The 24,066-nt window shown below is 63.6% G+C and carries 26 protein-coding genes and 1 tRNA gene; 19 read left to right on the top strand and 8 right to left on the bottom strand.

The window, feature by feature from the left end:
* Positions 1-50: 50 nt before the first annotated feature.
* A tRNA-Leu gene (locus tag AKG11_RS22505) sits at positions 51-135 on the bottom strand.
* Between the two features lie 166 nt (positions 136-301).
* Here AKG11_RS22505 and AKG11_RS22500 point away from each other — a divergent pair.
* A complete protein-coding gene (locus AKG11_RS22500) occupies positions 302-814 on the top strand; it encodes a disulfide bond formation protein B (protein WP_371260135.1) in 513 nt (170 codons plus the stop codon).
* Between the two features lie 70 nt (positions 815-884).
* On the opposite strand, the gene AKG11_RS22495 is transcribed toward AKG11_RS22500, so the two are convergent.
* Positions 885-1,442: an HNH endonuclease gene (locus AKG11_RS22495; RefSeq protein WP_024271138.1), complete on the bottom strand. Its 558-nt coding sequence runs from the start codon at positions 1,440-1,442 to the stop codon at positions 885-887.
* 105 nt (positions 1,443-1,547) lie between these two features.
* Complete coding sequence (locus AKG11_RS22490) at positions 1,548-2,198, bottom strand: DNA-3-methyladenine glycosylase family protein (protein WP_050745508.1); 651 nt, start codon at positions 2,196-2,198, stop codon at positions 1,548-1,550.
* Positions 2,199-2,351: 153 nt separating this feature from the next.
* On the opposite strand from AKG11_RS22490, the gene gluQRS reads away from it, so the two are divergent.
* Positions 2,352-3,260 carry a tRNA glutamyl-Q(34) synthetase GluQRS gene (gene gluQRS, locus AKG11_RS22485; RefSeq protein ID WP_050745507.1) on the top strand — a complete coding sequence of 303 codons (909 nt, stop codon included), beginning with the start codon at positions 2,352-2,354 and terminating at the stop codon, positions 3,258-3,260.
* Here gluQRS and AKG11_RS22480 read toward each other — a convergent pair.
* On the bottom strand, positions 3,207-4,151 hold the full coding sequence (locus AKG11_RS22480) for a YihY/virulence factor BrkB family protein (protein WP_050745506.1): 945 nt from the start codon (positions 4,149-4,151) through the stop codon (positions 3,207-3,209). The genes gluQRS and AKG11_RS22480 overlap by 54 nt on opposite strands.
* Positions 4,152-4,341: 190 nt before the next feature.
* Between AKG11_RS22480 and AKG11_RS22475 the strand changes: the two genes are divergently transcribed.
* The 11 genes from AKG11_RS22475 to AKG11_RS22425 all read left to right on the top strand — a co-directional run bounded on the left by AKG11_RS22475 (position 4,342) and on the right by AKG11_RS22425 (position 13,801).
* Positions 4,342-5,190 (top strand): SDR family oxidoreductase, encoded by an 849-nt coding sequence (locus tag AKG11_RS22475; protein WP_050745505.1) that lies wholly within the window; start codon positions 4,342-4,344, stop codon positions 5,188-5,190.
* Between the two features lie 101 nt (positions 5,191-5,291).
* Positions 5,292-5,489: a twin transmembrane helix small protein gene (locus AKG11_RS22470; protein ID WP_023514935.1), complete on the top strand. Its 198-nt coding sequence runs from the start codon at positions 5,292-5,294 to the stop codon at positions 5,487-5,489.
* Between the two features lie 8 nt (positions 5,490-5,497).
* Entirely contained in the window at positions 5,498-6,076 is a 579-nt protein-coding gene (locus AKG11_RS22465; RefSeq protein WP_023514936.1) for a cob(I)yrinic acid a,c-diamide adenosyltransferase, read from the top strand.
* A gap of 33 nt (positions 6,077-6,109) precedes the next feature.
* The gene (locus AKG11_RS22460) at positions 6,110-6,895 is read left to right on the top strand and encodes a rhomboid family intramembrane serine protease (RefSeq protein ID WP_050745504.1); all 786 of its coding nucleotides are present in this window, start codon (positions 6,110-6,112) and stop codon (positions 6,893-6,895) included.
* A gap of 183 nt (positions 6,896-7,078) precedes the next feature.
* On the top strand, positions 7,079-7,828 hold the full coding sequence (locus AKG11_RS22455) for an electron transfer flavoprotein subunit beta/FixA family protein (protein ID WP_050745503.1): 750 nt from the start codon (positions 7,079-7,081) through the stop codon (positions 7,826-7,828).
* Positions 7,829-7,851: 23 nt separating this feature from the next.
* Positions 7,852-8,781 (top strand): electron transfer flavoprotein subunit alpha/FixB family protein, encoded by a 930-nt coding sequence (locus tag AKG11_RS22450; protein WP_050745502.1) that lies wholly within the window; start codon positions 7,852-7,854, stop codon positions 8,779-8,781.
* A gap of 148 nt (positions 8,782-8,929) precedes the next feature.
* A complete protein-coding gene (locus AKG11_RS22445; RefSeq protein ID WP_023515809.1) occupies positions 8,930-9,802 on the top strand; it encodes a 3-hydroxybutyryl-CoA dehydrogenase in 873 nt (290 codons plus the stop codon).
* Positions 9,803-9,943: 141 nt separating this feature from the next.
* The gene (locus AKG11_RS22440; protein ID WP_050745501.1) at positions 9,944-10,927 is read left to right on the top strand and encodes a sulfate ABC transporter substrate-binding protein; all 984 of its coding nucleotides are present in this window, start codon (positions 9,944-9,946) and stop codon (positions 10,925-10,927) included.
* A gap of 134 nt (positions 10,928-11,061) precedes the next feature.
* Entirely contained in the window at positions 11,062-11,883 is an 822-nt protein-coding gene (cysT, locus tag AKG11_RS22435; RefSeq protein WP_023515807.1) for a sulfate ABC transporter permease subunit CysT, read from the top strand.
* A gap of 2 nt (positions 11,884-11,885) precedes the next feature.
* A complete protein-coding gene (cysW, locus tag AKG11_RS22430; RefSeq protein ID WP_023515806.1) occupies positions 11,886-12,782 on the top strand; it encodes a sulfate ABC transporter permease subunit CysW in 897 nt (298 codons plus the stop codon).
* Complete coding sequence (locus tag AKG11_RS22425) at positions 12,779-13,801, top strand: sulfate/molybdate ABC transporter ATP-binding protein (RefSeq protein WP_023515805.1); 1,023 nt, start codon at positions 12,779-12,781, stop codon at positions 13,799-13,801. Before cysW ends, AKG11_RS22425 begins: the two co-directional genes overlap by 4 nt.
* Positions 13,802-13,822: 21 nt before the next feature.
* Here AKG11_RS22425 and AKG11_RS22420 read toward each other — a convergent pair whose 3' ends face one another.
* Entirely contained in the window at positions 13,823-14,497 is a 675-nt protein-coding gene (locus tag AKG11_RS22420; RefSeq protein WP_023513171.1) for a thiol:disulfide interchange protein TlpA, read from the bottom strand.
* A gap of 22 nt (positions 14,498-14,519) precedes the next feature.
* Between AKG11_RS22420 and argH the strand changes: the two genes are divergently transcribed.
* From argH to AKG11_RS22400, 4 genes are all read left to right on the top strand, one after another.
* Complete coding sequence (gene argH, locus AKG11_RS22415; RefSeq protein WP_023513172.1) at positions 14,520-15,923, top strand: argininosuccinate lyase; 1,404 nt, start codon at positions 14,520-14,522, stop codon at positions 15,921-15,923.
* Between the two features lie 105 nt (positions 15,924-16,028).
* Positions 16,029-16,214 carry an LPS translocon maturation chaperone LptM gene (locus tag AKG11_RS22410; RefSeq protein WP_023513173.1) on the top strand — a complete coding sequence of 62 codons (186 nt, stop codon included), beginning with the start codon at positions 16,029-16,031 and terminating at the stop codon, positions 16,212-16,214.
* Between the two features lie 73 nt (positions 16,215-16,287).
* On the top strand, positions 16,288-17,556 hold the full coding sequence (gene lysA / locus AKG11_RS22405; RefSeq protein WP_050745500.1) for a diaminopimelate decarboxylase: 1,269 nt from the start codon (positions 16,288-16,290) through the stop codon (positions 17,554-17,556).
* 118 nt (positions 17,557-17,674) lie between these two features.
* Entirely contained in the window at positions 17,675-20,314 is a 2,640-nt protein-coding gene (locus AKG11_RS22400; protein WP_050745499.1) for a TIGR02302 family protein, read from the top strand.
* Between the two features lie 7 nt (positions 20,315-20,321).
* On the opposite strand, the gene AKG11_RS22395 is transcribed toward AKG11_RS22400, so the two are convergent.
* The 3 genes from AKG11_RS22395 to AKG11_RS22385 all read right to left on the bottom strand — a co-directional run bounded on the left by AKG11_RS22395 (position 20,322) and on the right by AKG11_RS22385 (position 22,152).
* Complete coding sequence (locus AKG11_RS22395) at positions 20,322-20,681, bottom strand: response regulator (RefSeq protein ID WP_023513176.1); 360 nt, start codon at positions 20,679-20,681, stop codon at positions 20,322-20,324.
* 156 nt (positions 20,682-20,837) lie between these two features.
* Positions 20,838-21,386: a hypoxanthine phosphoribosyltransferase gene (gene hpt, locus AKG11_RS22390; protein ID WP_023513177.1), complete on the bottom strand. Its 549-nt coding sequence runs from the start codon at positions 21,384-21,386 to the stop codon at positions 20,838-20,840.
* Positions 21,387-21,477: 91 nt separating this feature from the next.
* Complete coding sequence (locus AKG11_RS22385; RefSeq protein ID WP_050745498.1) at positions 21,478-22,152, bottom strand: hypothetical protein; 675 nt, start codon at positions 22,150-22,152, stop codon at positions 21,478-21,480.
* 204 nt (positions 22,153-22,356) lie between these two features.
* On the opposite strand from AKG11_RS22385, the gene ftsE reads away from it, so the two are divergent.
* Both ftsE and AKG11_RS22375 read left to right on the top strand, forming a co-directional pair.
* Positions 22,357-23,016 carry a cell division ATP-binding protein FtsE gene (gene ftsE / locus AKG11_RS22380; protein ID WP_023513179.1) on the top strand — a complete coding sequence of 220 codons (660 nt, stop codon included), beginning with the start codon at positions 22,357-22,359 and terminating at the stop codon, positions 23,014-23,016.
* On the top strand, positions 23,009-24,016 hold the full coding sequence (locus AKG11_RS22375) for a cell division protein FtsX (RefSeq protein ID WP_023513180.1): 1,008 nt from the start codon (positions 23,009-23,011) through the stop codon (positions 24,014-24,016). The genes ftsE and AKG11_RS22375 overlap by 8 nt, the downstream gene beginning before the upstream one ends.
* The last annotated feature ends 50 nt before the right edge of the window (positions 24,017-24,066 follow it).

Raw genomic sequence — 24,066 nt, 5'->3', positions numbered from 1 at the left:
GGGTGTCTAGGCCAACTTTATATAGGAAAAACAATGCAAAAAAATGCTTATGGTGCCCCATGCCGGAATCGAACCAGCACTCCTTTCGGAACTCGATTTTGAGTCGAGCGCGTCTACCAGTTCCGCCAATGGGGCACGGCACTTGCAGCCATCGCCGTTTACACGAAGCGCTCGCGGGCGGCAACCGGCAAATCCCCGTATGCGGACAATCACTTGTTTGTGCGGGTGATTTACAAAGCCGCCTCACCTGATAGAACTCGGCGCCGTTTCGCCGGTACCCCGCTGGCCCGATTGGACGACCCTGATGACGGCATCTCTCGACCTTTCCCGCAAGGCATCCGCAGGCCTCCTGACGCTCGGCATGGCGGCGACCGTCGGCGGTGCGCTCGCTTTCGAGCATATCGGTGGCTATATTCCCTGTGCGCTCTGCCTGCTGCAGCGTGATCCCTACTACTACGGTATCCCCGTTGCGGTCGCCGCCCTCCTGTCGGCCCTCTTCGGTGGCCCGGCCTGGCTGACGCGGCTGCTGCTCGCGATCGCCGGTATCATGATGCTCGTCGGCGCGGGCATGGGTGTCTATCACGCGGGCGTCGAATGGGGATTCTGGGAGGGGCCTGCGACCTGCGCGACCTCCGCGCAGGGCGTTACGCAGAATGCCGGCGATCTCCTCTCCGATCTCAACGCCAAGCATGGGCCGTCCTGCACGGAAGCCTCCTTCCGGCTCCTCGGCCTCTCCTTTGCCGGGTGGAATGTGATCGCAAGCCTCATCCTCGCCGCGATCGCCTTTTCAGGCGTGCGGTCGGCGAAAGCGTGATATCCCCGCAGCCCGGGCGCAAATGCCTGTTGGTGCCGCAAAAACGCCAGGCGTTTCTGCGGTTTCGGCATCAGGGCTGCAGTTCGACGTCCCAGTAGAGATAGTCCATCCAGCTTTCGTGCAGATAGTTGGGTGGAAACAGTCGCCCGTTGTTGTGCAGATCCTGAACCGTCGGCTGGTAGGGCTTCTGATGCGGGTGCATGCCCGCCTGCTTCGGCAGCTTGCTGCCTTTTCTCAGATTACACGGGGAGCAGGCCGCGACCACGTTGCACCAGGTCGTCTCGCCGCCATGGGCACGCGGGATGACATGGTCGAAGGTCAGGTCGTCCGGCGACCCGCAGTACTGGCATTCGAACCTGTCGCGCAGGAACACGTTGAACCGGGTGAAGGCCGGATGACGTGACGGCTGCACGTATGTTTTCAGGCACACGACGCTTGGCAGGCGCATCGTGAAACTCGGGGACGACACCGAATGCTCGTATTCGGCGATGATGTTTACGCGGTCAAGAAACACGGCCTTGATCGCGTCCTGCCAGGACCAGAGCGACAAGGGGTAATAACTCAGCGGCCTGTAGTCAGCATTCAGTACAAGGGCTGGCAGGGCCTGTGGTGAAACAGAAATCGTCAAGGGCTTCTCCTGATCGATTCGGCATCTGCCCTTCTATATTAGGCCCGTTGTTACAGCATTGTGAAGCGGGAAAGGAAAAGCGAAAACAAGCAATTTCGTGACGGCTCAGCCTTCGAGCACCGGAGCCGCCTCACGCCGCATCTCCCGGGAATAATAGGCCCAGAACAGCCGGGCCGAGACGCCGCGCCAGGGCGACCAGCTTTCTGCGATCCGGTCGAGTTCCTGCGGGCTCGGGCGTACCGCGAGGCCGAGCGCATGGGCGACCGCATTCTGCAGAGCGATATCGCCGGAGGGGAAGATATCCGGATGGCCGCCGCAGAAGAGCAGGTAGACATCCGCCGTCCAGCGCCCGATGCCCTTGATCGCGGTCAGCTTCCGGGCCGCCGAAGTTGCCTCCATATGGCAGATCGCATCGAGGTCGAGTTCGGCGCGATCGACGGCATCAGCGGCGCGGCGCAGTGTCTCCGCCTTGGCGCGCGACAGGCCCACGGTGCGACAGTCCTCGTCGGAAAGGCCGAGGATGTGATGGGGGGTGATGTCGCCGGCCGTCTCCTCGAGCCGGCGCCAGATGGCATCGGCGCTGGCGCGCGAGACCATCTGCGCGACGATGATGCCGGCAAGGCCGCGATAGCCGGGCGAAAGGCGGCGAAGCGGCACGGGGCCGGCCTTGTCGATGACGGTGAAAAGACGTGCATCGAGCAAAGCGAGATCGACGAGACCCGCCGCGACATCCGCATCCGTCCTGATCATGTGCAACTGCATTTTCTTAAGAGGCCTCGATCCTTGCTGCCACCGCGGCCTTGGCGGTTTGGGTCCTCAATTGTCCGCGTAGCCCTGCCGTAGAACGCTGCGCAGCTTTGCCCGGCATGCCTTGGTGGCGTAACGCACTTCTTCGTGCCAGAAGACCCCATGCAAACTGCTTTGTCAAAACGTCGTGTCTTCCGATTTGCGCCGAGCCCGAATGGCCTTCTGCATCTCGGTCATGCGCTGTCGGCGATCCTCAACCATGACCTGGCTGCGGCCTGCGGCGGGCGCTTCCTCCTGCGCATCGAAGACATCGATCCCGCCCGGTCGCGGCCCGAATTCGAGGCGGCGATCTATCGCGACCTCGCTTGGCTGGACCTTGACTGGGAAAGGCCGGTGCGGCGCCAGTCGGAGCACCTTGCCTTCTATGGTGAGGCGCTGGAACGGCTGAAGGCCATGGGCGTGCTCTATCCGGGCTTCCTCAGCCGTGGCGAGGTGAAGGCGCGGGTTCTGGCGCAGGAGGCTGAGGGCGGGACATGGCCGCGCGATCCGGACGGTGCGCCGCTCTACCCGACGGACGAGCGTTCGCTCGATCGGGATCAGGCGCTTGGCTGGATTGCGGCGGGTCGCCAGCACGCCTGGAGGCTCGATATGGGCAAGGCGCTGGCGCTCGTGCCGGAGGCGTTGACCTGGTCGGAGGCGGGTGAGGGGCCGGAGGGAGAGACCGGTATCGTTACGGCGAGGCCGGAACGCTGGGGCGATGTCATCCTCTCGCGGCCGGATGCTCCGGCGAGCTACCATCTTGCCGTGGTGCTCGACGATGCGGTGCAGGGTATCACCGACGTGGTGCGCGGGCAGGATCTCTTTCATGCGACGGCGGTGCATCGCCTCCTGCAAAGCCTGCTCGGCCTGCAGGCGCCCTCCTACCGGCATCATGGGCTGGTGCCGGGGCCGGATGGACGGAAACTGTCCAAGAGCAATGAGGATACCGGCCTTGCGGCCTACCGGGAACGGGGCATCTCACCTGCCGGCATTCGCGCCCTGCTCGCGGGCTATGGCTTCGTCCTCCATTGAATCCTCCTCGGGCTGCGGTGGCTTGCGGACGCCGCGGACCTTGTCGAGGATCAGGTGCTTCACCCGGTACTTCATCAGGGCCGCGTTGATTTCAGCACCGATGATGAAGATCGCCCCGACGATGTAGAGGAAGACCAGCGCGATCATGATCGAGGCGAGACCGGCATAGGTCGAGACGTAATTGGCGAAGGTGGTGAGGTAGGAGGCGAAGGCATAGGCGCCGATGCCCCAGGCGATGAGTGTCACCAGGATGCCGGGCAGCACGTCGGCGATCTTGCGCCGGCCGGCGGGCAGCCACAGATGGGCGATCAGAAGGCCGGAGAGCAGCACCAGGATGGTGCCGAACAGTCCCCAGCTTTCCACCCAGGAATAGACGTAGGTCAGCCAGGGCAGCCAGTCGCCCGTCGCCCGCACGGCAAGGGGCGCCGCGACGAGCACGATGCTGAGGACCGCCAGCGCCAGAACGCCGGCGATGACGAAGCCGAGACTGGCAAGGCGCGTCACGTACCAGTAGCGCGTCTCGGCTACCCGGTACGCGCGGTTGAGCGAGACGCGCAGCGCCTCCACGCCGTTCGAGGCGAAGTAGGCGGCGGCGAGCACGGAGACCGTGAGCAGGCCGCCGCGCGGGATCGTGAGCACCGCGACGACCTCGCGTGAGATCGGTGCGGCGATCGATTCCGGCCAGGTATCGAAGATGAGATGCACGGCGGTTTCGGCGAACTGGTCGGCGCCGAGGAAGGAGCCGAGCGCCGTGCCGAAGATCAGGAAGGGGAAGATCGCCAGCAGCGTCGACAGCGCGACATGGCTCGCCATCGCCCAGCCGTCGTCCTCGGAAAAATGCCAGATCGCGTCGAAGACGACCTTGTAGGCAAGACGGATGGCGGTCGGCATCGGCAATCTCAGGTCCTCGTGGCCGTCTTCGGCCGTCTCTCTCATTGTTTGCCCGGGTATAACCCCTTACACCGGGGTCGGTTCAAGGGCGGCCCGGATTCAATGGCTTGCCACGCCGGCGCGGGATGGCGATGGCGGTGCGCTGGTGGTGAATATGGGAAACACGAGCAGATTTGTACAGGAAACCGACATGCCTTCTTCGAATGCGACAACGCCGCCGAGCATCATCGTGACGGGATGCTCCTCGGGCATCGGTGCTTATTGCGCCCGGGCGCTGAAGGCGGAGGGCTGGCGGGTCTTTGCGACGGTACGCCGGCAGGAAGACCTCGCAGGCCTAGAGGCCGACGGCATTGAGGCTCTCCTGATGGACTATACGCAGCCGGAGTCGATCGCTGCGCTCGTCGAGACCGTGCTGGCACGCACCGGCGGCCGGCTCGACGCGCTCTTCAACAACGGTGCCTATGGCCAGGCCGGTGCCGTCGAGGACCTGCCGGTCGAGGCGCTGCGCCTACAGTTCGAGACCAATGTCTTCGGCTGGCACGATCTGACGCGGCGGGTGATTCCCGTCATGCGCGGGCAGGGGGGCGGGCGCATCGTGCAGTGCTCGTCGATCCTCGGCATCGTGCCCTATCGCTGGCGCGGCGCCTACAATGCCTCGAAATTCGCGCTCGAAGCGCTGTCGCTGACGCTGCGCATGGAGCTTGCGGGCTCGGGCGTGCATGTCAGTCTCATTGAGCCGGGGCCGATCACCTCGCGCTTCACGGCCAATGCACTAGTCCACATCGAGCGCAACATCGATCTCGAAAACTCTGTACATGCGGACGAGTATCGCCGCCAGTTGCAGCGGCTGCGCGGCGAGGCAAAGCCGGCGCGCGGAAAGCTTGGACCTGAGGCAGTGCATGCGGTGCTGCGCCATGCGCTGACGGCAAAAGCACCGCGGCCGCACTACATCGTGACGACGCCGGCCAAGCAGGGCGCTCTTCTGAAGAAGCTGCTGCCGGCCGCGCTCTTCTACCGGATCATCGGCAGGCTCGGCTGACGCGTCGCGGCGTCGCAGGGGGCTCGCCAGCAAAAAGCGTGCACTTTGTGCGAAATGCCCTATTTGAATAGGGCTGACGGAAATCAAATCGGATCGTTGGCATGTCTTCCTTCCTCACCTTCATGACCCTGCTCGTCATGGGCCTCGTCGCCATCGTGCTGGTGCGCGGTCTCGTCAACATGGCCAAGGGCGGCAGCGGCAACACCTCGAACAAGCTGATGCAGCTTCGCGTGCTCTTGCAGGCGATCGCGATCGTCCTCATCATGCTGACGCTCTGGATCACGGGCGGCGGGCGCTGAGGGGGATCATGGTCAAGCTCAACAAGATCTACACGCGCACGGGCGACGACGGCACGACCGGCCTCGTTGCCGGGCCACGCCGCAAGAAGCACGACTTGCGGGTCGAATCCTATGGCGAGGTTGACGAGGCGAATTCCTGCATCGGCCTCGTGCGCCAGCATCTGGCAGACCATCCGGATCTCGACGCGATGCTGATGCGCATCCAGAACGATCTCTTCGATCTCGGCGCTGACCTTGCGACGCCGGAGACCGGGAAAAAACTCGACTATGAGCCGCTGCGCATCGCGCAGGTGCAGGTGGACCGGCTGGAGACGGAAATCGACCTGCTCAATGCCGATCTCGAGCCGCTGCGCTCCTTCGTCCTGCCGGGCGGCACGCCGGCCGCGGCGGCGCTGCATCTTGCGCGCACCGTCGCGCGGCGGGCCGAACGGCGCGTCGTTGCCCTGCAGGATATCGAGGGCGAGGCGGTCTCGGCCGCGGCTGCAGCCTATATCAACCGGCTCTCCGACTTCCTCTTCGTTGCGGCGCGCTGGGTCAACGAGAAGGGCCGGACGGACATATTGTGGGTTCCGGGCAAGAACAGGTAAGCTCGCTTCCAGCAAGCCTTGGGAAGGGGATCCATGTTCATACCGCTGCACGACGCGAACGCCCTCAAATACATCAAGGTGCAGTATGTCACGATCAGCCTGATCGTGATCAATGTCGTCGTCTGGCTGGTGACGGGGCTTGCCTCCACGCAGGCCTTTTCGGATGCGACGGTCGTCAGCCTCGGTTATATCCCGGCTGTCGTCTTCGATTTCGCCGATCTGGAGCCAAGCCTGGTGCTGGTTCCGGAGGACGCGACCTACATCACCTATGCGTTCCTGCACGGTGATTTCATGCATCTTGCCTCGAACATGCTGTTCCTCTGGGTGTTCGGCGACAATGTCGAGGATGCGCTCGGACACTTCCGCTTCCTGCTCTTCTACCTGCTCTGCGCGGCGGCGGGAGCGCTTGTGCACGGTCTGGTGCAACCGGATTCGGAGGCGCCGCTGATCGGTGCTTCGGGTGCGATATCCGGTGTGGTGGCGGCCTATTTCCTGCTGCATCCGAAAGTGCGCGTCTGGGTGCTTGTGTTCTTCCGTATTCCCCTGCCGCTGCCGGCAGTCATTCCGCTTGCCTTCTGGATCGCCCAGCAGTTTTACATGCTGGTGGTTGACGGCGACAGCGGTGTTTCCTGGGGCGCCCATGTCGGCGGCATCCTCGCCGGCGCGCTTCTGGTGCTCGTGCTGCGGCGGCGGGGTGTGCCGCTGTTCGACCGCACCATCGTCACGCCAAAGGCGGTGCGGCATGTCGAGGCGACGCCCGTTGCTGCCGAGGAAACTGCCGTGCGCCCCTCCGTGCCGCCGACCCATTGGGGACGGTGAGCATGTCGTTCTGAGAAAATTGACGTGAACGTAAAGGCAATTTATAACCCGCCCGTTTTCACGCCGGGAGGGGCCGTGGCGCATTGTAATTGGGAAAAAAACGCGTATCGATGTCGCCAACCGACAATCAGGGCGCCTTTGAAAGGCGCATTTTCCCTCGCGGGCATTTGAAGGAAGGAAGCCATGAAGATCTTGGTCCCTGTAAAGCGGGTCGTTGATTACAACGTGAAGATTCGCGTGAAGTCGGACGGCTCGGGTGTCGAGCTTGCCAATGTGAAGATGTCGATGAACCCGTTCGACGAAATCTCCGTGGAAGAGGCTTTGCGGCTGAAGGAAGCCGGCAAGGCCGAGGAAGTGGTCGTCGTTTCGATCGGCCCGGCCAAGGCCGAGGAAACGCTGCGCACCGCGCTCGCCATGGGCGCGGACCGCGCCGTGCTGGTCGAGACGGAAGATGCCGTCGAGCCGCTCGCCGTCGCCAAGATCCTCAAGGGGGTTGCCGAAGCCGAACAGCCCGGCCTCGTCATCGTCGGCAAGCAGGCGATCGACGACGATTCGAACCAGACCGGCCAGATGCTGTCGGCCCTGCTCGGCTGGGCACAGGCGACCTTCGCCTCCAAGGTCGAGATCGGCAACGGCTCGGCGCAGGTCACCCGTGAAGTCGACGGCGGTCTCCAGACGATCGAAGTCAAGCTTCCAGCCGTCGTGACCACCGACCTTCGCCTCAACGAGCCGCGTTATGCCTCGCTGCCGAACATCATGAAGGCGAAGAAGAAGCCGCTCGACAAGAAGACGCCGGCCGATTTCGGCGTCGATACCGCCCCGCGCCTGAAGGTGCTGAAGACCGAGGAACCGTCGGGCCGCAAGGCCGGCGTCAAGGTCAAGTCGGTCGCCGAGCTGGTCGAAAAGCTCAAGACCGAAGCCGGCGTGCTCTAAGGCAGGAAAGGGAGAACATTACCATGGCCATTCTTCTTCTGGCAGATCACGACAATGCACATCTTTCCGACCAGACCGCCAAGGCGCTGACAGCAGCCTCCAAGATCGGCTCCGACGTGCATGTGCTCGTCGCCGGTTCCGGCGCCAAGGCTGCGGCCGAACAGGCTGCAAAGCTCTCTGGCGTTTCCAAGGTCCTGCTCGCCGACGACCAGAACCTTGCCAACAACCTGGCAGAGCCGCTGGCAGCGCTCATCGTCTCGCTTGCCGGTAACTATGAGGCCATCGTCTCGGCCGCCACCTCGGTCGGCAAGAACGTTCTGCCGCGCGTTGCCGCCCTGCTCGACGTCGCACAGGTCTCCGAGATCGTCGAGGTCGTCTCGTCTGACACGTTCAAGCGTCCGATCTATGCGGGCAATGCCATCCAGACGGTTCAGTCCACCGATGCCAAGAAGGTGATCACGGTCCGCACCGCATCCTTCGCCGCTGCGGGTGAGGGTGGAAGCGCCTCTGTCGAGACGGTCTCGGCCGCATCGAACCCGGGCCTTTCGACCCACGTCAAGGATGCCCTGTCCTCGTCGGATCGTCCGGAGCTGACCTCGGCCAAGATCATCATCTCGGGCGGGCGTGCGCTCGGTTCGTCGGAAAAGTTCCAGGAAGTCATTCTTCCGGTTGCCGACAAGCTTGGTGCGGCTGTCGGTGCCTCGCGCGCGGCCGTCGATGCGGGCTATGCGCCCAACGACTGGCAGGTCGGGCAGACGGGCAAGGTGGTTGCGCCGCAGCTCTACATCGCCTGCGGCATCTCGGGCGCCATCCAGCACCTTGCCGGCATGAAGGATTCGAAGGTCATCGTCGCCATCAACAAGGACGAGGAAGCGCCGATCTTCCAGGTCGCGGACTACGGCCTCGTCGCCGATCTCTTCGAAGCTCTGCCCGAACTCGAAAAGGCGCTTTGAGCCAGCTTCGACCCGGCTGTTTGCGACGATGATTTCACTGGAAAAATGCGTCGCGGCGCTTTATCACTTCACCGGGCCGGCTTGACCGGCCCGGTGTTTTTTTGCCTGCGCCTAGGGGCGCAGACGGTGTGATGGGGCGATTGGCGCTATGATCAAGAACGTCGGTATTGTCGGTGCGGGCCAGATGGGATGCGGTATCGCGCACGTCTCTGCCATGGCCGGATACAAGGTCCACATCTACGACCTGTCGCCGGAGCGTGTCGAAACCGGGCTTGCCACGATCAACGGCAATCTTGCCCGCCAGGTCTCCTCCGGCAAGATGACCGACGAGGAGCGCAAGGACGCACTCGCCCTGATCAAGGGATCCTCCGATATCAACGACCTCTCCGACGCCGATCTCGTCATCGAGGCGGCGACAGAGGACGAGACCGTCAAGCGCAAGATCTACGGCCAGGTCTGTTCCGTCCTGAAGCCGGAAGCGATCCTCGCCACCAACACCTCTTCGCTGTCGATCACGCGGCTCGCGTCTGCCACCGACCGTCCGGAGCGCTTCATGGGTATCCACTTCATGAATCCGGTTCCGGTCATGAAGCTGGTCGAGCTCGTGCGCGGCATTGCGACCGAAGAGGGCACGTTCTCCGCCGCAAAGGAATTTGTCGCCAAGCTCGACAAGACGATCACCGTCGCGGAGGATTTCCCGGCCTTCATCGTCAACCGCATCCTGTTGCCGATGATCAATGAGGCGATCTATACGCTTTACGAAGGCGTCGGTTCGGTGGAAGCCATCGATACCGCGATGAGGCTCGGCGCCAACCATCCGATGGGTCCGCTGCAGCTTGCCGATTTCATCGGCCTCGACACGTGCCTGTCGATCATGCAGGTGCTGCATGACGGCCTCGCCGATTCGAAGTACCGCCCCTGCCCGCTGCTGGTGAAGTATGTCGAGGCCGGCTGGCTCGGCCGCAAGTCCGGACGCGGCTTCTACGATTATCGCGGCGAAGTCCCTGTCCCGACGCGCTGAGCAGCGGGACATTTCCCAAGCTTGCCCTTTCAGGGAAAAATGTTTCGTCTGCCGCAAGTGCTGCGGCAGGCCATACCTCGGATCGGGAGCGGCCGGTCGCTATTGTCTGCCCGAATTCAGGTTCCATTCGGGGTTTTTCAGATGAAACGTTTGCTCCTTCTCGGCGTGGCTCTCCTTGGCCTTGCCGCTCCGTTCTCCGCGCAGGCCGCCGACAAGCTGCTCAACGCCTCCTATGACGTGGCGCGTGAGCTTTTCGCTGCCGAGAACGAAGCCTTCGTGAAGGGGCATCCGGGTGTCACCGTCGACCAGTCGCATGGCGGCACCTCCAAGCAGGCGCGCGCCATCGTCGAAGGTCTGGAGGCGGATGTCGTGACCTTCAACCAGGTGACGGATATCGACTTCCTCGTGAAGAACGGCTTTGTCGCCGAAGGCTGGCAGCAGAAATTCCCGAACAACGCTTCGCCCTTCTACTCTTTCCCGTCCTTCCTCGTTCGCGCCGGCAACCCGAAGAACATCAAGGACTGGTCGGACCTTGCCCGTGACGACGTGAAGGTCATCTTCCCGAACCCGAAGACCTCGGGCAATGCGCGCTACACCTATCTTGCAGCGACCGCCTATGCCAAGGAAGCCTTCAACAACGATCCGGCCAAGGTCGAGGAGTTCGTCACCAAGATCTTCGACAACGTTCCGGTCTTCGACACGGGCGGCCGCGCGGCGACGACGACCTTCGTCGAGCGCGAAATCGGCGATGTCATCATCACCTTCGAGGCGGAAACCAAGTCGATCGCCAAGCAATATGGCGAGGACAAGTTCCAGAGCGTCGTACCCTCCGTCTCGCTGCTTGCCGAGTTCCCGGTCGCCATCGTCGACAAGGTGGCCGACGCCAAGGGCAGCCGTGAGCTTGCAAAGTCCTACCTCGATTTCCTTTATGCGCCAGAGGGCCAGAAGATCGCTGCCGAATTCGGCCATCGCGTCCATGACCAGACGGTCGCTGCCGAGTTCAAGGGCCAGTTCCCGGAAATCCGCCTCGTGAATGTCGATGACGTCTTCGGCGGCTGGAAGAAGATCTCCGAGGAGCACTTCGCCGAAGGCGGCGTGCTGGACAAGATCTACGGCAGCCGTTGATCCATCGACCTTCGTTTTATCGCAACCGGCGGCCGAAAGTCCGCCGGTTGTGGCATGAAAAGTGTTCGCACAAATCCGGCCGGATGATCGCGCTCCGCACTTTTCCTGGATCAGCTTGAGAAAGGAAGCGCCTCTTGAGACGGCGTGTACTGCCCGGATTGCCGCTCGCGCTCGGCATAACTCTCGTCTATGTGGCGATCATCGTCGTGCTGCCGCTGGCTGCGCTCGTCTTCAAGGCGGCCAGCCTTGGGCCGGAGGACTACTGGCGCATCATCTCGTCGGACCGCGCTTTTGCGAGCTACCGGGTCACGGTGCTCTGCGCGCTGGCAGCAACCGCGTTCAACCTCGTCTTCGGCCTATCGCTCGCCTGGGTGCTGGTGCGTTACCGCTTTCCCGGTCGCCGGCTGGTCGATGCGCTTGTCGATCTGCCGTTCGCGCTGCCCACCGCCGTTGCGGGTATCGCGCTTACCACGCTCTTCGCGACCAACGGCTGGTTCGGCGGACCGCTCTCGCTTCTCGGTATCAAGGTCGCCTATACGCCGCTCGGCATCATCGTCGCCATGAGCTTCACCAGCATTCCCTTCATCGTGCGCACGGTGCAGCCGGTGCTGGAGGAACTGGATCCGGCGCTGGAGGAGGCGGGGCAGACGCTCGGGGCGAGCGACCTGTCGATCTTCACCGGCGTCATCCTGCCGCTCCTCACGCCGGCGCTTCTGGCCGGTGTCTCGCTCTCCTTCGCCCGCAGCCTTGGGGAATTCGGGGCCATCATCTTCATTGCCGGCAACCAGCCGTTCTCAACGGAGATCACCGCGCTGCTCGCTTTCATCCGGCTTGAGGAATACGACTATCCGGCCTCGGCCGCCATCGCCTCCGTCATGCTGCTGACGGCCTTCGTCATGCTGGCGATCACCAACCTCATGCAGGCCCGCGCCCTGCGCTATACGGCAAGGGGCTGACCATGGTGCACCCTGGAAAAGGCACGCCGCCCCGCGTCGGTGACAATCCGGTCTTCCGCCGCTCGCTCCTCGCCTTCGTGCTCGTGTTGGTCGCGCTGATGATCGTCGCGCCGCTCGTCGTCATCGCCGTCGAGGCTTTTTCACGCGGTGTCGGTTATTTTGCCGCCTCGATTGCCGATCCGGACACGCGGCACGCCATCCTGCTGACGGTCGTCACAGCGCTGATCGCGGTGCCGATCAACACGGCTTTCGGCGTTGCGGCGGCATGGGCCATCACCAAGCACGATTTCCGCGGCAAGCGGCTGCTCACTGTCGTTATCGAACTGCCCTTCTCCGTATCGCCCATCGTTGCGGGCGTCTCCTATCTCTTCGTCTATGGTCTGCAGGGCCTGTTCGGACCGGCTCTGCAATCGATGGAGATCAAGATCCTCTTCGCGCTGCCGGGCATCGTGCTGGCCAGCATGTTCGTGACCGCGCCCTTCGTGGCGCGCGAACTGATCCCGCTGATGCAGGCGCAGGGCCGCGACCTAGAGGAGGCGGCGACGTCACTGGGGGCAAGCGGCTGGCGCACATTCTTCTCCGTCACACTGCCGAACATCAAGTGGGCGCTGCTCTATGGTGTCGTGCTTTGCAATTCGCGCGTGATGGGCGAGTTCGGTGCCGTTTCCGTCGTCTCGGGCAACATCCGCGGCCAGACGAACACGCTGCCGCTGCACATCGAGCTGCTCTATCACGACTACAACGCGGCCGGTTCCTTTGCCGCCGCATCCATTCTCGCCGGCCTTGCCATCGTTACGCTCGTCGCCAAGGTGGCGCTGGAGCGGCAGGGCGCAGGCCGCGTGCAGCGCCCCTCTCAGCTGGCCGGCGCCGACAGCATCACCCCGGAGGTAAAACCGTGAAGATCCGCCTTACCAATGTGGTCAAGGAGTTCCAGACCTTTCGCGCCGTGCACGGCGTGTCGCTCGATATCGAAAGCGGCGAGCTGGTGGCGCTACTCGGCCCGTCCGGCTCCGGCAAGACGACGATCCTGCGCATGGTTGCCGGCCTCGAATATGCCGATGGCGGTGCGATCTATTTCGGCGATGAGAATGCGACGGACATTCCGGTGCGCGAGCGCGGCGTCGGTTTCGTCTTCCAGCACTATGCCCTCTTCCCGCATATGACCGTCGGCGAGAACATCGCCTTCGGCATGAAGGTCTCCAAGGTCAAGCGCTCGCCCGACGCGATCGCCAAACGTGTTGCGGAACTGCTCGATCTCGTGCAGCTCGGTGGCCTCAAGGACCGTTTCCCCGGCCAGATCTCCGGTGGCCAGCGCCAGCGTGTGGCGCTCGCCCGGGCGCTCGCCGTCGATCCCCGCGTTTTGCTGCTCGACGAGCCATTTGGTGCGCTTGATGCCAATGTGCGGCGGGACCTGCGCCGCTGGCTTCGGAAAATCCATGACGAACTGGGCATCACCACGCTCTTCGTCACACACGATCAGGAAGAGGCGCTCGACCTTGCCGACCGGGTCGTCATCCTGAACAAGGGCAAGATCGTGCAGGAGGGCACGCCCGAGGCGGTCTGCCGCAACCCGGCCGATGCCTTCGTGATGAATTTCCTCGGCGATGCGAACCGGCTCGATGCGGAGATCCGCGGCGGCAAGGCCTATGTCGGCGACGTGGCCTTCGAGGCGGGCGGTGTGGCCGATGGCAGCGGCCAGATCCTGTTCCGCCCGGCCGACGTCACCTGGCGTGAGGATGGGCAGGGCATCGCTGCGAAGATCGTGCGGGTCATCGACCGGCCGGACTCACGCCGCGTGCTGGCGCTGACGGGCAGTGGTCAGCCGGTCGAGTTTGATACGGCGCCGGAATTCCCGCACCGCAAGGGCGAAGCGGGTTTCCTCGACATCCGCCGGTCGCGCGCCTATCCAGCGGCGTGAGCGAAACCTTCTCGCGATGCCTCAGCTTTTCGGCGCAGCAAGCGCGGCTTTGATCAAGGCCTTGGCGTCGTCGCTGTCCCAGGCGGCGGGGCCGTTCATTGCCGAGATCAAGCAGCCCTTGTCATCCATCAGCAGTGTGACCGGCAGGCCGAAGGCGAGGCCTTCCTTCTTCAGGGTGTTGAACACGCCCATCGAGGCATCACGATAATAGCCGAGGTCGTTGACGCCTGTTTCGGTGAGGAAGGTTTTCGGCTTTTCGTCATCGCCCGTGTCGATGTTGATCGCCACGACCTCGAACTTGTCGCTGCCGAGCTCCTTTTCGAGCGCGTTGAGTGCCGGCATTTCCTCACGGCACGGCACGCACCAGGTGGCCCAGAGGTTGACGAGCAGGGTCTTGCCGGAAAAATCGGCGATCGTCTTCTTCTTGCCGTCGGGGCCGTCGAACACGAGATCGGGCAGCGCGCGATGCTCGTCGACCGTGCGCATGGCGGCGACCTGTCCCTTGGAAAAGGGTGTCAGGGCTTCGGCCTTCGCTGCGGTGGCCGTGCAGGCGGCGGGATCGGCGGAAGCGACCGCGCCATTGCCAGACAGGCTTTCCTTCACGTATATCGCTGCACCACCGGCGAGAAGTCCGGCGAGCCCGGCAATGGCGATCAGTTTTCCTGCCGGCAGGCCGAGTTTCTTCTTCACTGTCATTTCACTCTCCAGGACGGGACCCATGGCTGACGGCACTTCCGAGACGAAATCCTCGAACCAGATGTGGGGCGGCCGTTTCGCCTCGGGACCGGATGCAATCATGGAGGAGATAAATGCCTCCATCGGCTTCGACAAGAAGCTTTACGCTCAGGACATCCGCGGCTCAAAGGCGCATGCCGAAATGCTTAGCCACCAGGGCATCATTTCGGCGGACGATAAGGAAAAGATCGTTCACGGTCTCGACACGATCTTGTCAGAGATCGAAAGCGGCAATTTCGAGTTCTCGCGCCGCCTGGAAGACATTCACATGAATGTCGAGGCGCGGCTGGCGACGCTGATCGGTCCCGCCGCCGGACGCCTCCACACCGCCCGCTCGCGCAACGACCAGGTGGCGCTCGATTTCCGTCTGTGGGTGAAGGAAGAGCTGCAGAAGACGGAGAAGGCGCTGACGGGCCTCATCGCGGCCTTCCTCGACCGTGCCGAGGAGCACGCCGAAACCGTCATGCCTGGCTTCACCCACCTTCAGACCGCCCAACCCGTTACCTTCGGCCATCATTGCATGGCCTATGTCGAGATGTTCGGCCGCGACCGCCAGCGGGTGCGCCACGCCATCGAGCACCTCGATGAAAGCCCGATCGGTGCCGCCGCGCTTGCCGGCACGGGCTACAATATCGACCGACACATGACGGCGAAGGCGCTCGGCTTCCGCGAGCCGACCCGCAATTCCATCGATACCGTGTCGGACCGCGATTTCGCCCTGGAGTTCCTGTCGATTGCGGCGATTGCCGGCGTTCATCTGTCACGCCTCGCCGAAGAGATCGTCATCTGGTCGACGCCGCAGTTCGGTTTCATCCGCCTGTCGGATGCCTTCTCCACCGGCTCCTCGATCATGCCGCAGAAGAAGAACCCGGATGCCGCCGAGCTGGTGCGTGCCAAGACCGGCCGCATCAACGGTTCGCTGATCGCACTCCTGACCGTCATGAAGGGTCTGCCGCTCGCCTATTCCAAGGACATGCAGGAAGACAAGGAACAGGTCTTCGACGCTGCCGAGAGCATCGAGCTGGCCATTGCCGCGATGACCGGCATGGTGCGCGACATGACCATTCGTACCGACAGGATGAAGGCGGCGGCCGGCTCCGGTTATTCCACTGCCACCGATCTTGCCGACTGGCTGGTGCGGGAAGCGGGACTTCCCTTCCGCGATGCCCATCATGTGACGGGCCGCGCCGTGGCGCTGGCCGAGAGCAAGGGCTGCGACCTTTCCGACCTGTCGCTCGAGGAGCTGCAGGCGATCCATGCCGCCATCACCGCTGACATCTTCAACGTCTTGACGGTCGAGGCCTCGGTCGCCAGCCGCAAGAGTTTTGGTGGTACCGCCCCTCTGGAGGTCCGCAAGCAGATCGCCTGGTGGCGGCAGCGCAACTGATCAGATTGCTTGCAGGACTCATCAGTAGATTAAGGGTGCACAAGGGCGGGCGAATTCGCTAAGGATGATGCCCACCCGATCACCGGCATTTCCAGGGAACGCTTCATGACACGCATCGACATCGGCAGGCTGGCTCTCGCGCTCTGCCTTTCCGCGGCGGTTCTGACCGCCTGTGGTCGCAAGGGCGATCTCGACCTGCCGGGCGGGGCTCAACCGGTCGTGAAGACCGTCGATGGCAAGAAGGTCGAGCAGGTCGAAGACAAGCCTTTCATCCTCGACCCCCTTCTCTAGTTTTGACGCAGTTCCCAACGCAAGGCCGCCGCGCGGTTTTGCCGGAACTGCCCCTGTTTAACGGACGAGACCTGTGAACCATTTCGAGCATCGCGACGGCATCCTCCATGCGGAGGACGTGCCGGTTCCGGAAATCGCCAAGACGGTCGGCACGCCCTTCTACGTCTATTCGACGGCGACGCTGGAGCGTCACTACAAGGTCTTCGCCAAGGCCTTCGACGGTGTCGATGCCATGGTGTGCTACGCTATGAAGGCGAACTCGAACCAGGCGGTGCTGAAAACGCTTGCCCGGCTTGGCGCCGGCATCGACGTGGTCTCGGAAGGCGAACTGCGCCGGGCGCTGGCCGCCGGCGTTCCTGCCTCGCGCATCATGTTCTCCGGCGTCGGCAAGACGCCGCGCGAGATGGATCTGGCGCTTGAGGTCGGCATCTACTGCTTCAACGTCGAATCCGAGCCCGAGCTTGAGGTGCTGAATGCCCGCGCCGTGAAGGCCGGCAAGGTTGCGCACGTCTCCTTCCGCATCAATCCAGACGTCGACGCCCGCACGCATGCCAAGATCTCGACGGGCAAGAAGGAAAACAAGTTCGGCATTTCCTGGGAACGCGCCCGCGCCGTCTATGCCCGCGCCGCCAGCCTGCCGGGCATCAAGGTGACCGGTATCGACATGCATATCGGCAGCCAGATCACCGAGTTGCAACCCTTCGAAGATGCCTTCAAGCTCCTGCGCGAACTCGTCGATACGCTGCGCGCCGACGGACACACGATCGATCACGTCGATGTCGGCGGTGGTCTCGGGATTCCCTACAAGACGGACAATGCGCCGCCGCCGCTTCCGGATGCCTATGCCGAAATCGTCAAGAACCAGCTCAAGGGCCTGAACTGCAAGATCGTCACCGAGCCTGGCCGGTTGATAGTCGGCAATGCCGGCATCCTCGTCACCGAGGTGATCTACGTGAAGGATGGCGGCGAGAAGACTTTCGTCATCGTCGATGCGGCCATGAACGACCTCATCCGCCCGACGCTCTACGAGGCCTGGCACGAGATCCAGCCGGTCGTCATTTCGGCGGCCAGCGCGCCGCGCATCCGGGCGGACGTGGTGGGTCCAGTCTGCGAGACCGGTGACTATCTGGCGCAGGACCGAGAGATGGCGCAGCCGAAGCCCGGCGATCTCATTGCCGTCGGGTCCGCCGGTGCCTATGGCGCCGTGCAGGCGGGCACCTATAACAGCCGTCTGCTGGTACCGGAAGTGCTGGTCAACGGGGCCGAGTTCCATGTCGTGCGGCCACGCCTCAGCTATGACGACCTGATCGGCCTCGATTCGCTTCCGGACTGGCTCGCCTGACCTTCGCAAGTGCTAAACCAGGCTGCGCGCGCGATCACGATTTTGCGTGCGCCCTCGTCTTCGCCACAAAGCATGTTATCTTTTGGCGGTGACAACCTGCAGCGGAGAGCGGCGATCGATGGCGATTGACACGCAAGGACAGCGCGAGACGGAAGCGGCCGGCAACCCGGTGGCCCGACGGCTTGCGGGCAAACGCCTTGCCGCCCAGACCATCCTCTATCTGGAGGCGCTCGCCCCGCGGGTGCTGCCGATCCTGCTTCTCGTCGCGGCGTTTCTCGCGCTGACCTGGTTCGGCTATTTTCGCCATGTTCCCACCTGGCTGCATCTTGCGACGCTGGCCGGCTTCGCGCTTGGTCTTGCCGGTCTGCTCATTCGCCTGCGCGGTATCGGCTGGCCTTCGATTGACAGGGCCTATCGCATGCTGGAGGCGCGCAATGCGCTGGCTCACCAGGCGATCCGGGTGCAGGAAGATCGGCCGGCCGGTGGCGGTGCCGTTGCCGAAGCGCTGTGGCGCGAGCACCAGAGCCGTATGGCACGGATGATCGGCGCGCTCAGGACCGGTGCGCCTGAGCCGGACATTGCCCGTCATGACCGCCATGCCCTGCGCGCCGTGCCGCTGCTCCTTGTCGCCATCGCCTTTGCCTTCTCCTATTCCAATCGCGGTGGTCTTCTGGCGGATGTGGTTACCCTTCGCGCGCCTGCCGAGACCGCGCCGGATGTGCGCATCGACGCCTGGGTGACGCCGCCGGCGCACACGTCGCGTGCACCCATTTTCCTGACCGGCAGCACGCAGGGCCAGCCGGGCGAGGCTGCCACGGGCGAGATTCGCATTCCGCAGTTCAGCGAATTGACCGTGCGCGTTACGGGTGGCGGCGGCGATGAGCCGGTGAGCTACCAGGTGACGGGCGAGGCCACGGCGACGGCCATACGCCCGGAGGCGGAAAAGCCGAAGGATGAAAAGGCCGAGGGCCCGAAGGCCGAAGCGAAGGTGCCGGTTGCTGCGGCCAATGGCGCCAAGACCATGCGCTACAAAATTCTGAAGGACGGCACGCTCTCGGTCGCCGGCCAGACCTGGGCGTTTGCGGTCATTCCGGACCGCGTTCCGGAAATCGCCTTCGATGGTATTCCGAAAAAGACCGTCGCGTCGGCGCTGGAGATTAGCTTCGTCGCCAAGGACGACTACGGAATCCAGGAGGCTCATGCGGAGATCGTGCCGGTCGAGCAGCCGAAGGATGCACGTCCGCTCTATACGCTGCCGGAGTACCGCCTTGACCTGCCGCGCCGCGCCGCGCGCGCCGCCAAGGGCACGACAAGCCGCAACCTGTCCGAACATCCGCTCTCCGGCAAGCGCGTGAAGATCACGCTTGTTGCCAGGGATGCCGCCGGGCAGGAAGGGCGCAGTCAGCCCGTGGAGATGATCCTGCCGGCCAGGAATTTCTTCGAGCCGCTGGCCGGGGCCGTCGCCGAACAGCGGCAGGTCTTCGCACTTGATGCGAACCAGCTGCCGCATGCCATCGCGCTCAACGAGGCGCTGACGATCCGGCCGGAAGAGACGATCCCCAACCTCACGCATTACCTGCTGCTGCAATCGGCCAATGCGCGCATGAAGCTTTCCCGCACGGACGACCAGATGCGCGAGACGGCGGACTATCTCTGGGAAATCGCCCTTGGCATCGAGGACGGGAACTTGTCTTTGGCTGATCGCCGGCTGCGCGAGGCGCAGAAGGCGCTCTCCGAGGCGCTGGAGCGCAATGCCTCCGACGAGGAGATCGCTGCGCTCATGAAGGAGCTGCGTGAGGCGATGCAGGCCTATATGGAGGAGCTTGCCCGCCAGGCGGCCAAGAATGGCCAGATGCAGCAGAACGCCCAGCAGCAGGGCCAGATCCTGCGGCAGCAGGATTTGCAGCGCATGATGGATCAGATCGAGAATCTGGCCCGGTCCGGCGCGCGTGACCAGGCCCAGCAGATGCTCTCCGAACTGCAGCGCATGATGAACAACCTGCAGGCCGGTCGGCCGCAGCAGGGTCAGCAAGGCCAGCAGAACGACGCGATGCGCCAGCAGATGGACAAGCTCGGCCAGCTGATGCAGCAGCAGCAGAAATTGATGGAGCAGACCTTCCAGTTCGATCAGGCGTTGCGCGACCGCCAGCAGCGCGGCGATCCGATGCCGGGCGAGGGCGAGGAAGGCCAGCAGCAACAGCAGCCGGGCGACAATGGCGCCGGTCAGCAGTCGACCGACCAGATGACGGCCGATCAGCTTCGTGAGGCGCTGAAGAAGCTTCAGGAGCAGCAGGATGGGCTCGGCAAGCAGCTCGGGGAGATCCAGGAGGCGCTGAAGGGCATGGGGCTTGAACCTGGCGAAGGCTTTGGTCAGGCCGGTCGTGAGATGAAGGGTGCTTCCGAAGCGCTGGGCGAGGGGCAGGGCGAATCGGCCGTTGGTAGCCAGGGCCGTGCACTGGAGGCACTCCGCCAGGGCGCGCAGAACATGATGAGCCAGATGCAGGCCATGGGGCAAGGGCAAGGCCAGGGGCCGGGCGAAGGCATACCGCAGGCCGGGCGCAACGGCCGCGACCCGCTGGGCCGAGAGCGCGCACTCAACGGACAGGGCCCCGACTTCGGCGGGCCGACCAAGGTTCCGGAAGAAATCGATATCCAGCGGGCGCGTGAAATTCTGGAAGAGATCCGTCGCCGTCTGGGTACCGGATCTGCGCCCGGTTTTGAACGGGATTATCTGGAGCGGCTGCTCGGAATCCGTTGAGGCGTGGTCAGGCGGCGAGTGCCGTTGCCACGGCGCGGCGGATGTCGGGCAGGCTGAATGGCTTGCTCACCACATCGACGATCTTCGAGGCAAGGTCGTCTGCCCGCTCGCGCTGTTCGGCATAGCCGGTCATCAGCAGGATTTTCAGCGCCGGATGGGCGGCTGACGCCTTGTGGGCGAGTTCGATGCCGTCCATCACAGGCATGCGGATATCGGACAGGAGGAGATCGAAACCGCCATCCGTCAGGGCGTCGAGCCCGGCTGCACCGTCCGGCGCTTCGACGGTCTCGTGGCCGTCCATGCGCAACGCCCGCGCCACGAAGGTGCGGAGCGAATCCTCGTCTTCGGTGATCAGGATCTTGGCCATCGGTTCCCCTTTCGGTCCGTTCATCCGGCCTTGTTCCGAGGGAACGGTAGGCCGGAGCGGTGCGCCGATTTCCGGTGCCGCTCCTTGAGTGAAAAGACCAGACTTTCCTTGTCGATCGGTAAACGGCCGATGGGGGAATCTGCGGTCAGGACAGCCTCAGGCGTCCGCGTCGCCCGTCACGATGCCGACGAAGGGCAGTTCGCGGAAGGCATAGGCGACGTCCATGCCGTAGCCGACGACGAAATGATCCGGGCATTCGAAACCGACATAATCGGCTTCGAGGTCGGTCTTGCGCTTCTCGCGCTTGTCGAGCAACACGGCGATGGTGACGTTCTTGGCGCCGCGCTCGTACATCAGTTCCTTGGCGAAGCTGAGCGTGCGGCCGGATTCGAGGATATCGTCGATCAGGAGGATGTCACGGCCGTGTACGTCGCTATCGATGTCCTTGATGACCTTCACGCCCTGCGAAACGGTGCCGGCGCCGTAGCTCGACAGCGTGATGAACTCGACTTCCGGGGCAAGGCCGGCGGCGTGGAGGGCACGGGTGAGGTCGGCTGCGAAGATGAACGAGCCCTTGAGGACGGCGATGACGAGAAGGTCTTTCGTCGGCCCGCTGGCGATATCTGCCGCCAGTTCTTCGTTGCGCTTGGCGATCGTAGCGGCGTCGTAGAGCGTTTCGATCTTCTTTCCGCGGACAATCTGCATCGCGAGGCGGCTCCTTGGTCGTAGGCAGATCCGGCAAACCCGATGGTTTTGCGTGCGGAACTGGGAGAAACAAAGGAGCCGATTAGCACAGTCAGCGAGCGGGCGCACCCTCGGCGGCAAGCGAAACCAAGACTTTCGGTACTTTTCCGCCACTGTGCGGAATGCGCAACGCGAAGGTCTCGCTGGCACCTGGGGCGAGTGCGGCAGTTTCGAGCGAGAGACGGTGGCGGAGCGTCTTGCCAGCGCCTTCGAAGACGATGTCGACCGGCGGGACGGCGGCAGTGGTGTTGCCGCCATTGGTGAGGCGGCCATAGACGGCAAGCACCTTCATGCCGTTGCGGTCGTCGACTGTCGTGATGACGTCGGCTATGCGCAGGGTCTCGCCCGGCTCGTTCTCAGGGAGTGCGGCCTTCAGGGCGGAGAGCCCGCCGGCATAGGCAAAGACGAAGATGAAGGCTGTCGCCACGAGGCCGGCAAAGGCACGGCCCGGAAGAAACTGCAGGCCAGCCTCGCACAGCCGGGCACTGGCCGTGGCGATGCGGAGCAGCAGGTGATGTGGCTGTTCGGCAGATGGTGCAGGGCGGGCGGCGCGGCGATTGTCGTTGCTGGTGCGGGTGGCAGTGCTGCGAATGACGACGAAATCGGCGTCGACCACTTCGAGACGTGCCGGAAACGGCTTTGCATTCCTGCGGGCTGGTGTCTTCGGTTCTGGCGGCAGAAGGTCGATCCGGCCCTTCGCCTTGCGTCTTGCCCTGAAGGCGTTCATCGCGACCTCCTCGTTCCGCCTGCGCCCTTCCGCGCAAAATCATCGGCGAAAAGTCGGGCATTGAATGAAATCCTTACCAAACGTAAACCATACTGGTTAATGCTTCGGAAACCCGACCGTGAAAGAGCCGTTTTCCTGTGCGACCTCGCCAGCGAACCTGCTTCGGCGGGCAAGGGTAACCCGCTTCTAGAACCGGATTGATCATTGATTCACTTCGAGAATGTCGGACTGCGCTATGGGATGGGCCCGGAAATTCTCCGCGACCTGACCTTCGATATTCCGCGCCGGTCTTTCCAGTTTCTCACGGGGCCTTCCGGCGCCGGCAAGACGACGCTGCTGCGTCTTCTCTTCCTCTCCCTGCAGCCGACGCGCGGTATCATTCGCACCTTCGACCGGGAGATTTCCACCATTCCGCGCGACGAGCTGCCGATGTTGCGTCGGCGTATCGGCATCGTCTTTCAGGATTTTCGCCTGCTCGATCATCTCACGACCTATGAGAATGTCGCCCTTCCGCTGCGCGTGCGTGGCAAGGAGGAGGCGAGTTATCGCGCCGACGTGCTGGAACTCTTGAAATGGGTCGGGCTCGGGGAGCGAATCAACGTGCTGCCGCCGGTGTTGTCGGGCGGGGAAAAGCAGCGCGCGGCCATTGCCCGCGCCCTCATCGACCGGCCGGAACTGCTGCTTGCCGACGAGCCGACCGGCAATGTCGATCCGCCGATGGCCCGCCGGCTGCTGAGCCTCTTCCTTGAGTTGAACCGTCTCGGCACCGCCGTGGTGATCGCCACGCACGACCTGTCGCTGATGGACCAGGTGGAGGCCCGGCGCATGATCCTCTCGCAGGGACGGCTCGATATCTATGACTGACGCGCCGCACGATACCGCCCAGGACGCCCAGCCGGCGCGCCGGCCGGAAATGAAAGTGCGCCCGACGGCACCCATCGTGCCGCAGGCGAACGTGTCCGGCAACGCGCTGATGCTCGTCATCGCCATCATGGCCTTTCTGGCCTGCCTCACCTTTGGCGCGGTCAGCATGGTGCGGGCGACGGCGGCGAGCTGGCAGAGCCAGATCTCCCGCGAGATCACCATCCAGATCAAGCCCGACGACAATCTCGACATGGAGAAGGCGCTGACGGATGCGCGTGACCTCGCGCTGACCTTCTCCGGCACGCGCGACGGCACGATCGTCGACAAGACGGCGACGGCGCGGCTGCTCGAACCCTGGCTTGGGGAAGGGCTGAACATCGACGAACTGCCGGTGCCGCGTCTCGTCATCGTGACCATCGATGAGCAGAGCCCGCCGGATTTCATGGCAATGCGGGCAGCACTGGCGCAGAAGATCCCGACGGCCTTCCTCGACGACCACCGTACCTGGGTCGATCGCCTCGTCGCCATGGCGCGCACGACGGCCTTCATCGGTACCGGCGTGCTGGTGCTGGTCTTTTCCGCCATGGTGTTGACCGTTATCTTCGCAACGCGTGGCGCGCTTTCCGGTAACCGGCACATTGTCGAAGTGCTGCATTTCGTCGGCGCGGAGGCAAGCTTTGTCGCGTCCGAGTTCCAGAAGCATTTCCTGAAGATCAGCCTGAAGGGTTCGGTGGCCGGCGGGTTCCTGGCAGCCTTGTTCTTTGCCGTCGCCGGCTTCTGGCAGGGGCGCTCCATCGCGACCCCCCAGAGCGACCAGGCGACGGCCCTGTTCGGCACCTTCTCCATGGGGTTCACGGGTTATCTCGGCATTGCCGGCACGATTGTCGTCATCGCGCTGCTGACGACGCTGACGGCCCGTTTCACCGTCATGCGGACCATCCACGAGATCGACCAGATCCGTTCCGACCCATCTCGCACCGACCAACTGCCCGACCCATGAGCCGGCCCAGACGAACCGCTGCCGCGAAACGGACCATCGGTTGCCGCAAT

Origin of the sequence: Shinella sp. SUS2 (assembly GCF_001262505.1) — a bacterium.
Lineage (GTDB): Bacteria > Pseudomonadota > Alphaproteobacteria > Rhizobiales > Rhizobiaceae > Shinella.
The sequence above is the reverse complement of the archived record's forward strand: the minus strand, read 5'-3'. Positions and strand labels throughout refer to the sequence as shown.

Coding starts and splice junctions, on each gene's coding strand:
- gluQRS (WP_050745507.1), top strand. CDS start 2,352: ATGCAAACTGCTTTGTCAAAACGTCGTGTCTTCCGATTTGCGCCGAGC.
- AKG11_RS22480 (WP_050745506.1), bottom strand. CDS start 4,151: ATGCCGACCGCCATCCGTCTTGCCTACAAGGTCGTCTTCGACGCGATC.
- AKG11_RS22475 (WP_050745505.1), top strand. CDS start 4,342: ATGCCTTCTTCGAATGCGACAACGCCGCCGAGCATCATCGTGACGGGA.
- AKG11_RS22470 (WP_023514935.1), top strand. CDS start 5,292: ATGTCTTCCTTCCTCACCTTCATGACCCTGCTCGTCATGGGCCTCGTC.
- AKG11_RS22465 (WP_023514936.1), top strand. CDS start 5,498: ATGGTCAAGCTCAACAAGATCTACACGCGCACGGGCGACGACGGCACG.
- AKG11_RS22460 (WP_050745504.1), top strand. CDS start 6,110: ATGTTCATACCGCTGCACGACGCGAACGCCCTCAAATACATCAAGGTG.
- AKG11_RS22455 (WP_050745503.1), top strand. CDS start 7,079: ATGAAGATCTTGGTCCCTGTAAAGCGGGTCGTTGATTACAACGTGAAG.
- AKG11_RS22450 (WP_050745502.1), top strand. CDS start 7,852: ATGGCCATTCTTCTTCTGGCAGATCACGACAATGCACATCTTTCCGAC.
- AKG11_RS22445 (WP_023515809.1), top strand. CDS start 8,930: ATGATCAAGAACGTCGGTATTGTCGGTGCGGGCCAGATGGGATGCGGT.
- AKG11_RS22440 (WP_050745501.1), top strand. CDS start 9,944: ATGAAACGTTTGCTCCTTCTCGGCGTGGCTCTCCTTGGCCTTGCCGCT.
- cysW (WP_023515806.1), top strand. CDS start 11,886: ATGGTGCACCCTGGAAAAGGCACGCCGCCCCGCGTCGGTGACAATCCG.
- AKG11_RS22420 (WP_023513171.1), bottom strand. CDS start 14,497: ATGACAGTGAAGAAGAAACTCGGCCTGCCGGCAGGAAAACTGATCGCC.
- argH (WP_023513172.1), top strand. CDS start 14,520: ATGGCTGACGGCACTTCCGAGACGAAATCCTCGAACCAGATGTGGGGC.
- AKG11_RS22410 (WP_023513173.1), top strand. CDS start 16,029: ATGACACGCATCGACATCGGCAGGCTGGCTCTCGCGCTCTGCCTTTCC.
- AKG11_RS22400 (WP_050745499.1), top strand. CDS start 17,675: ATGGCGATTGACACGCAAGGACAGCGCGAGACGGAAGCGGCCGGCAAC.
- AKG11_RS22395 (WP_023513176.1), bottom strand. CDS start 20,681: ATGGCCAAGATCCTGATCACCGAAGACGAGGATTCGCTCCGCACCTTC.
- hpt (WP_023513177.1), bottom strand. CDS start 21,386: ATGCAGATTGTCCGCGGAAAGAAGATCGAAACGCTCTACGACGCCGCT.
- AKG11_RS22385 (WP_050745498.1), bottom strand. CDS start 22,152: ATGAACGCCTTCAGGGCAAGACGCAAGGCGAAGGGCCGGATCGACCTT.
- AKG11_RS22375 (WP_023513180.1), top strand. CDS start 23,009: ATGACTGACGCGCCGCACGATACCGCCCAGGACGCCCAGCCGGCGCGC.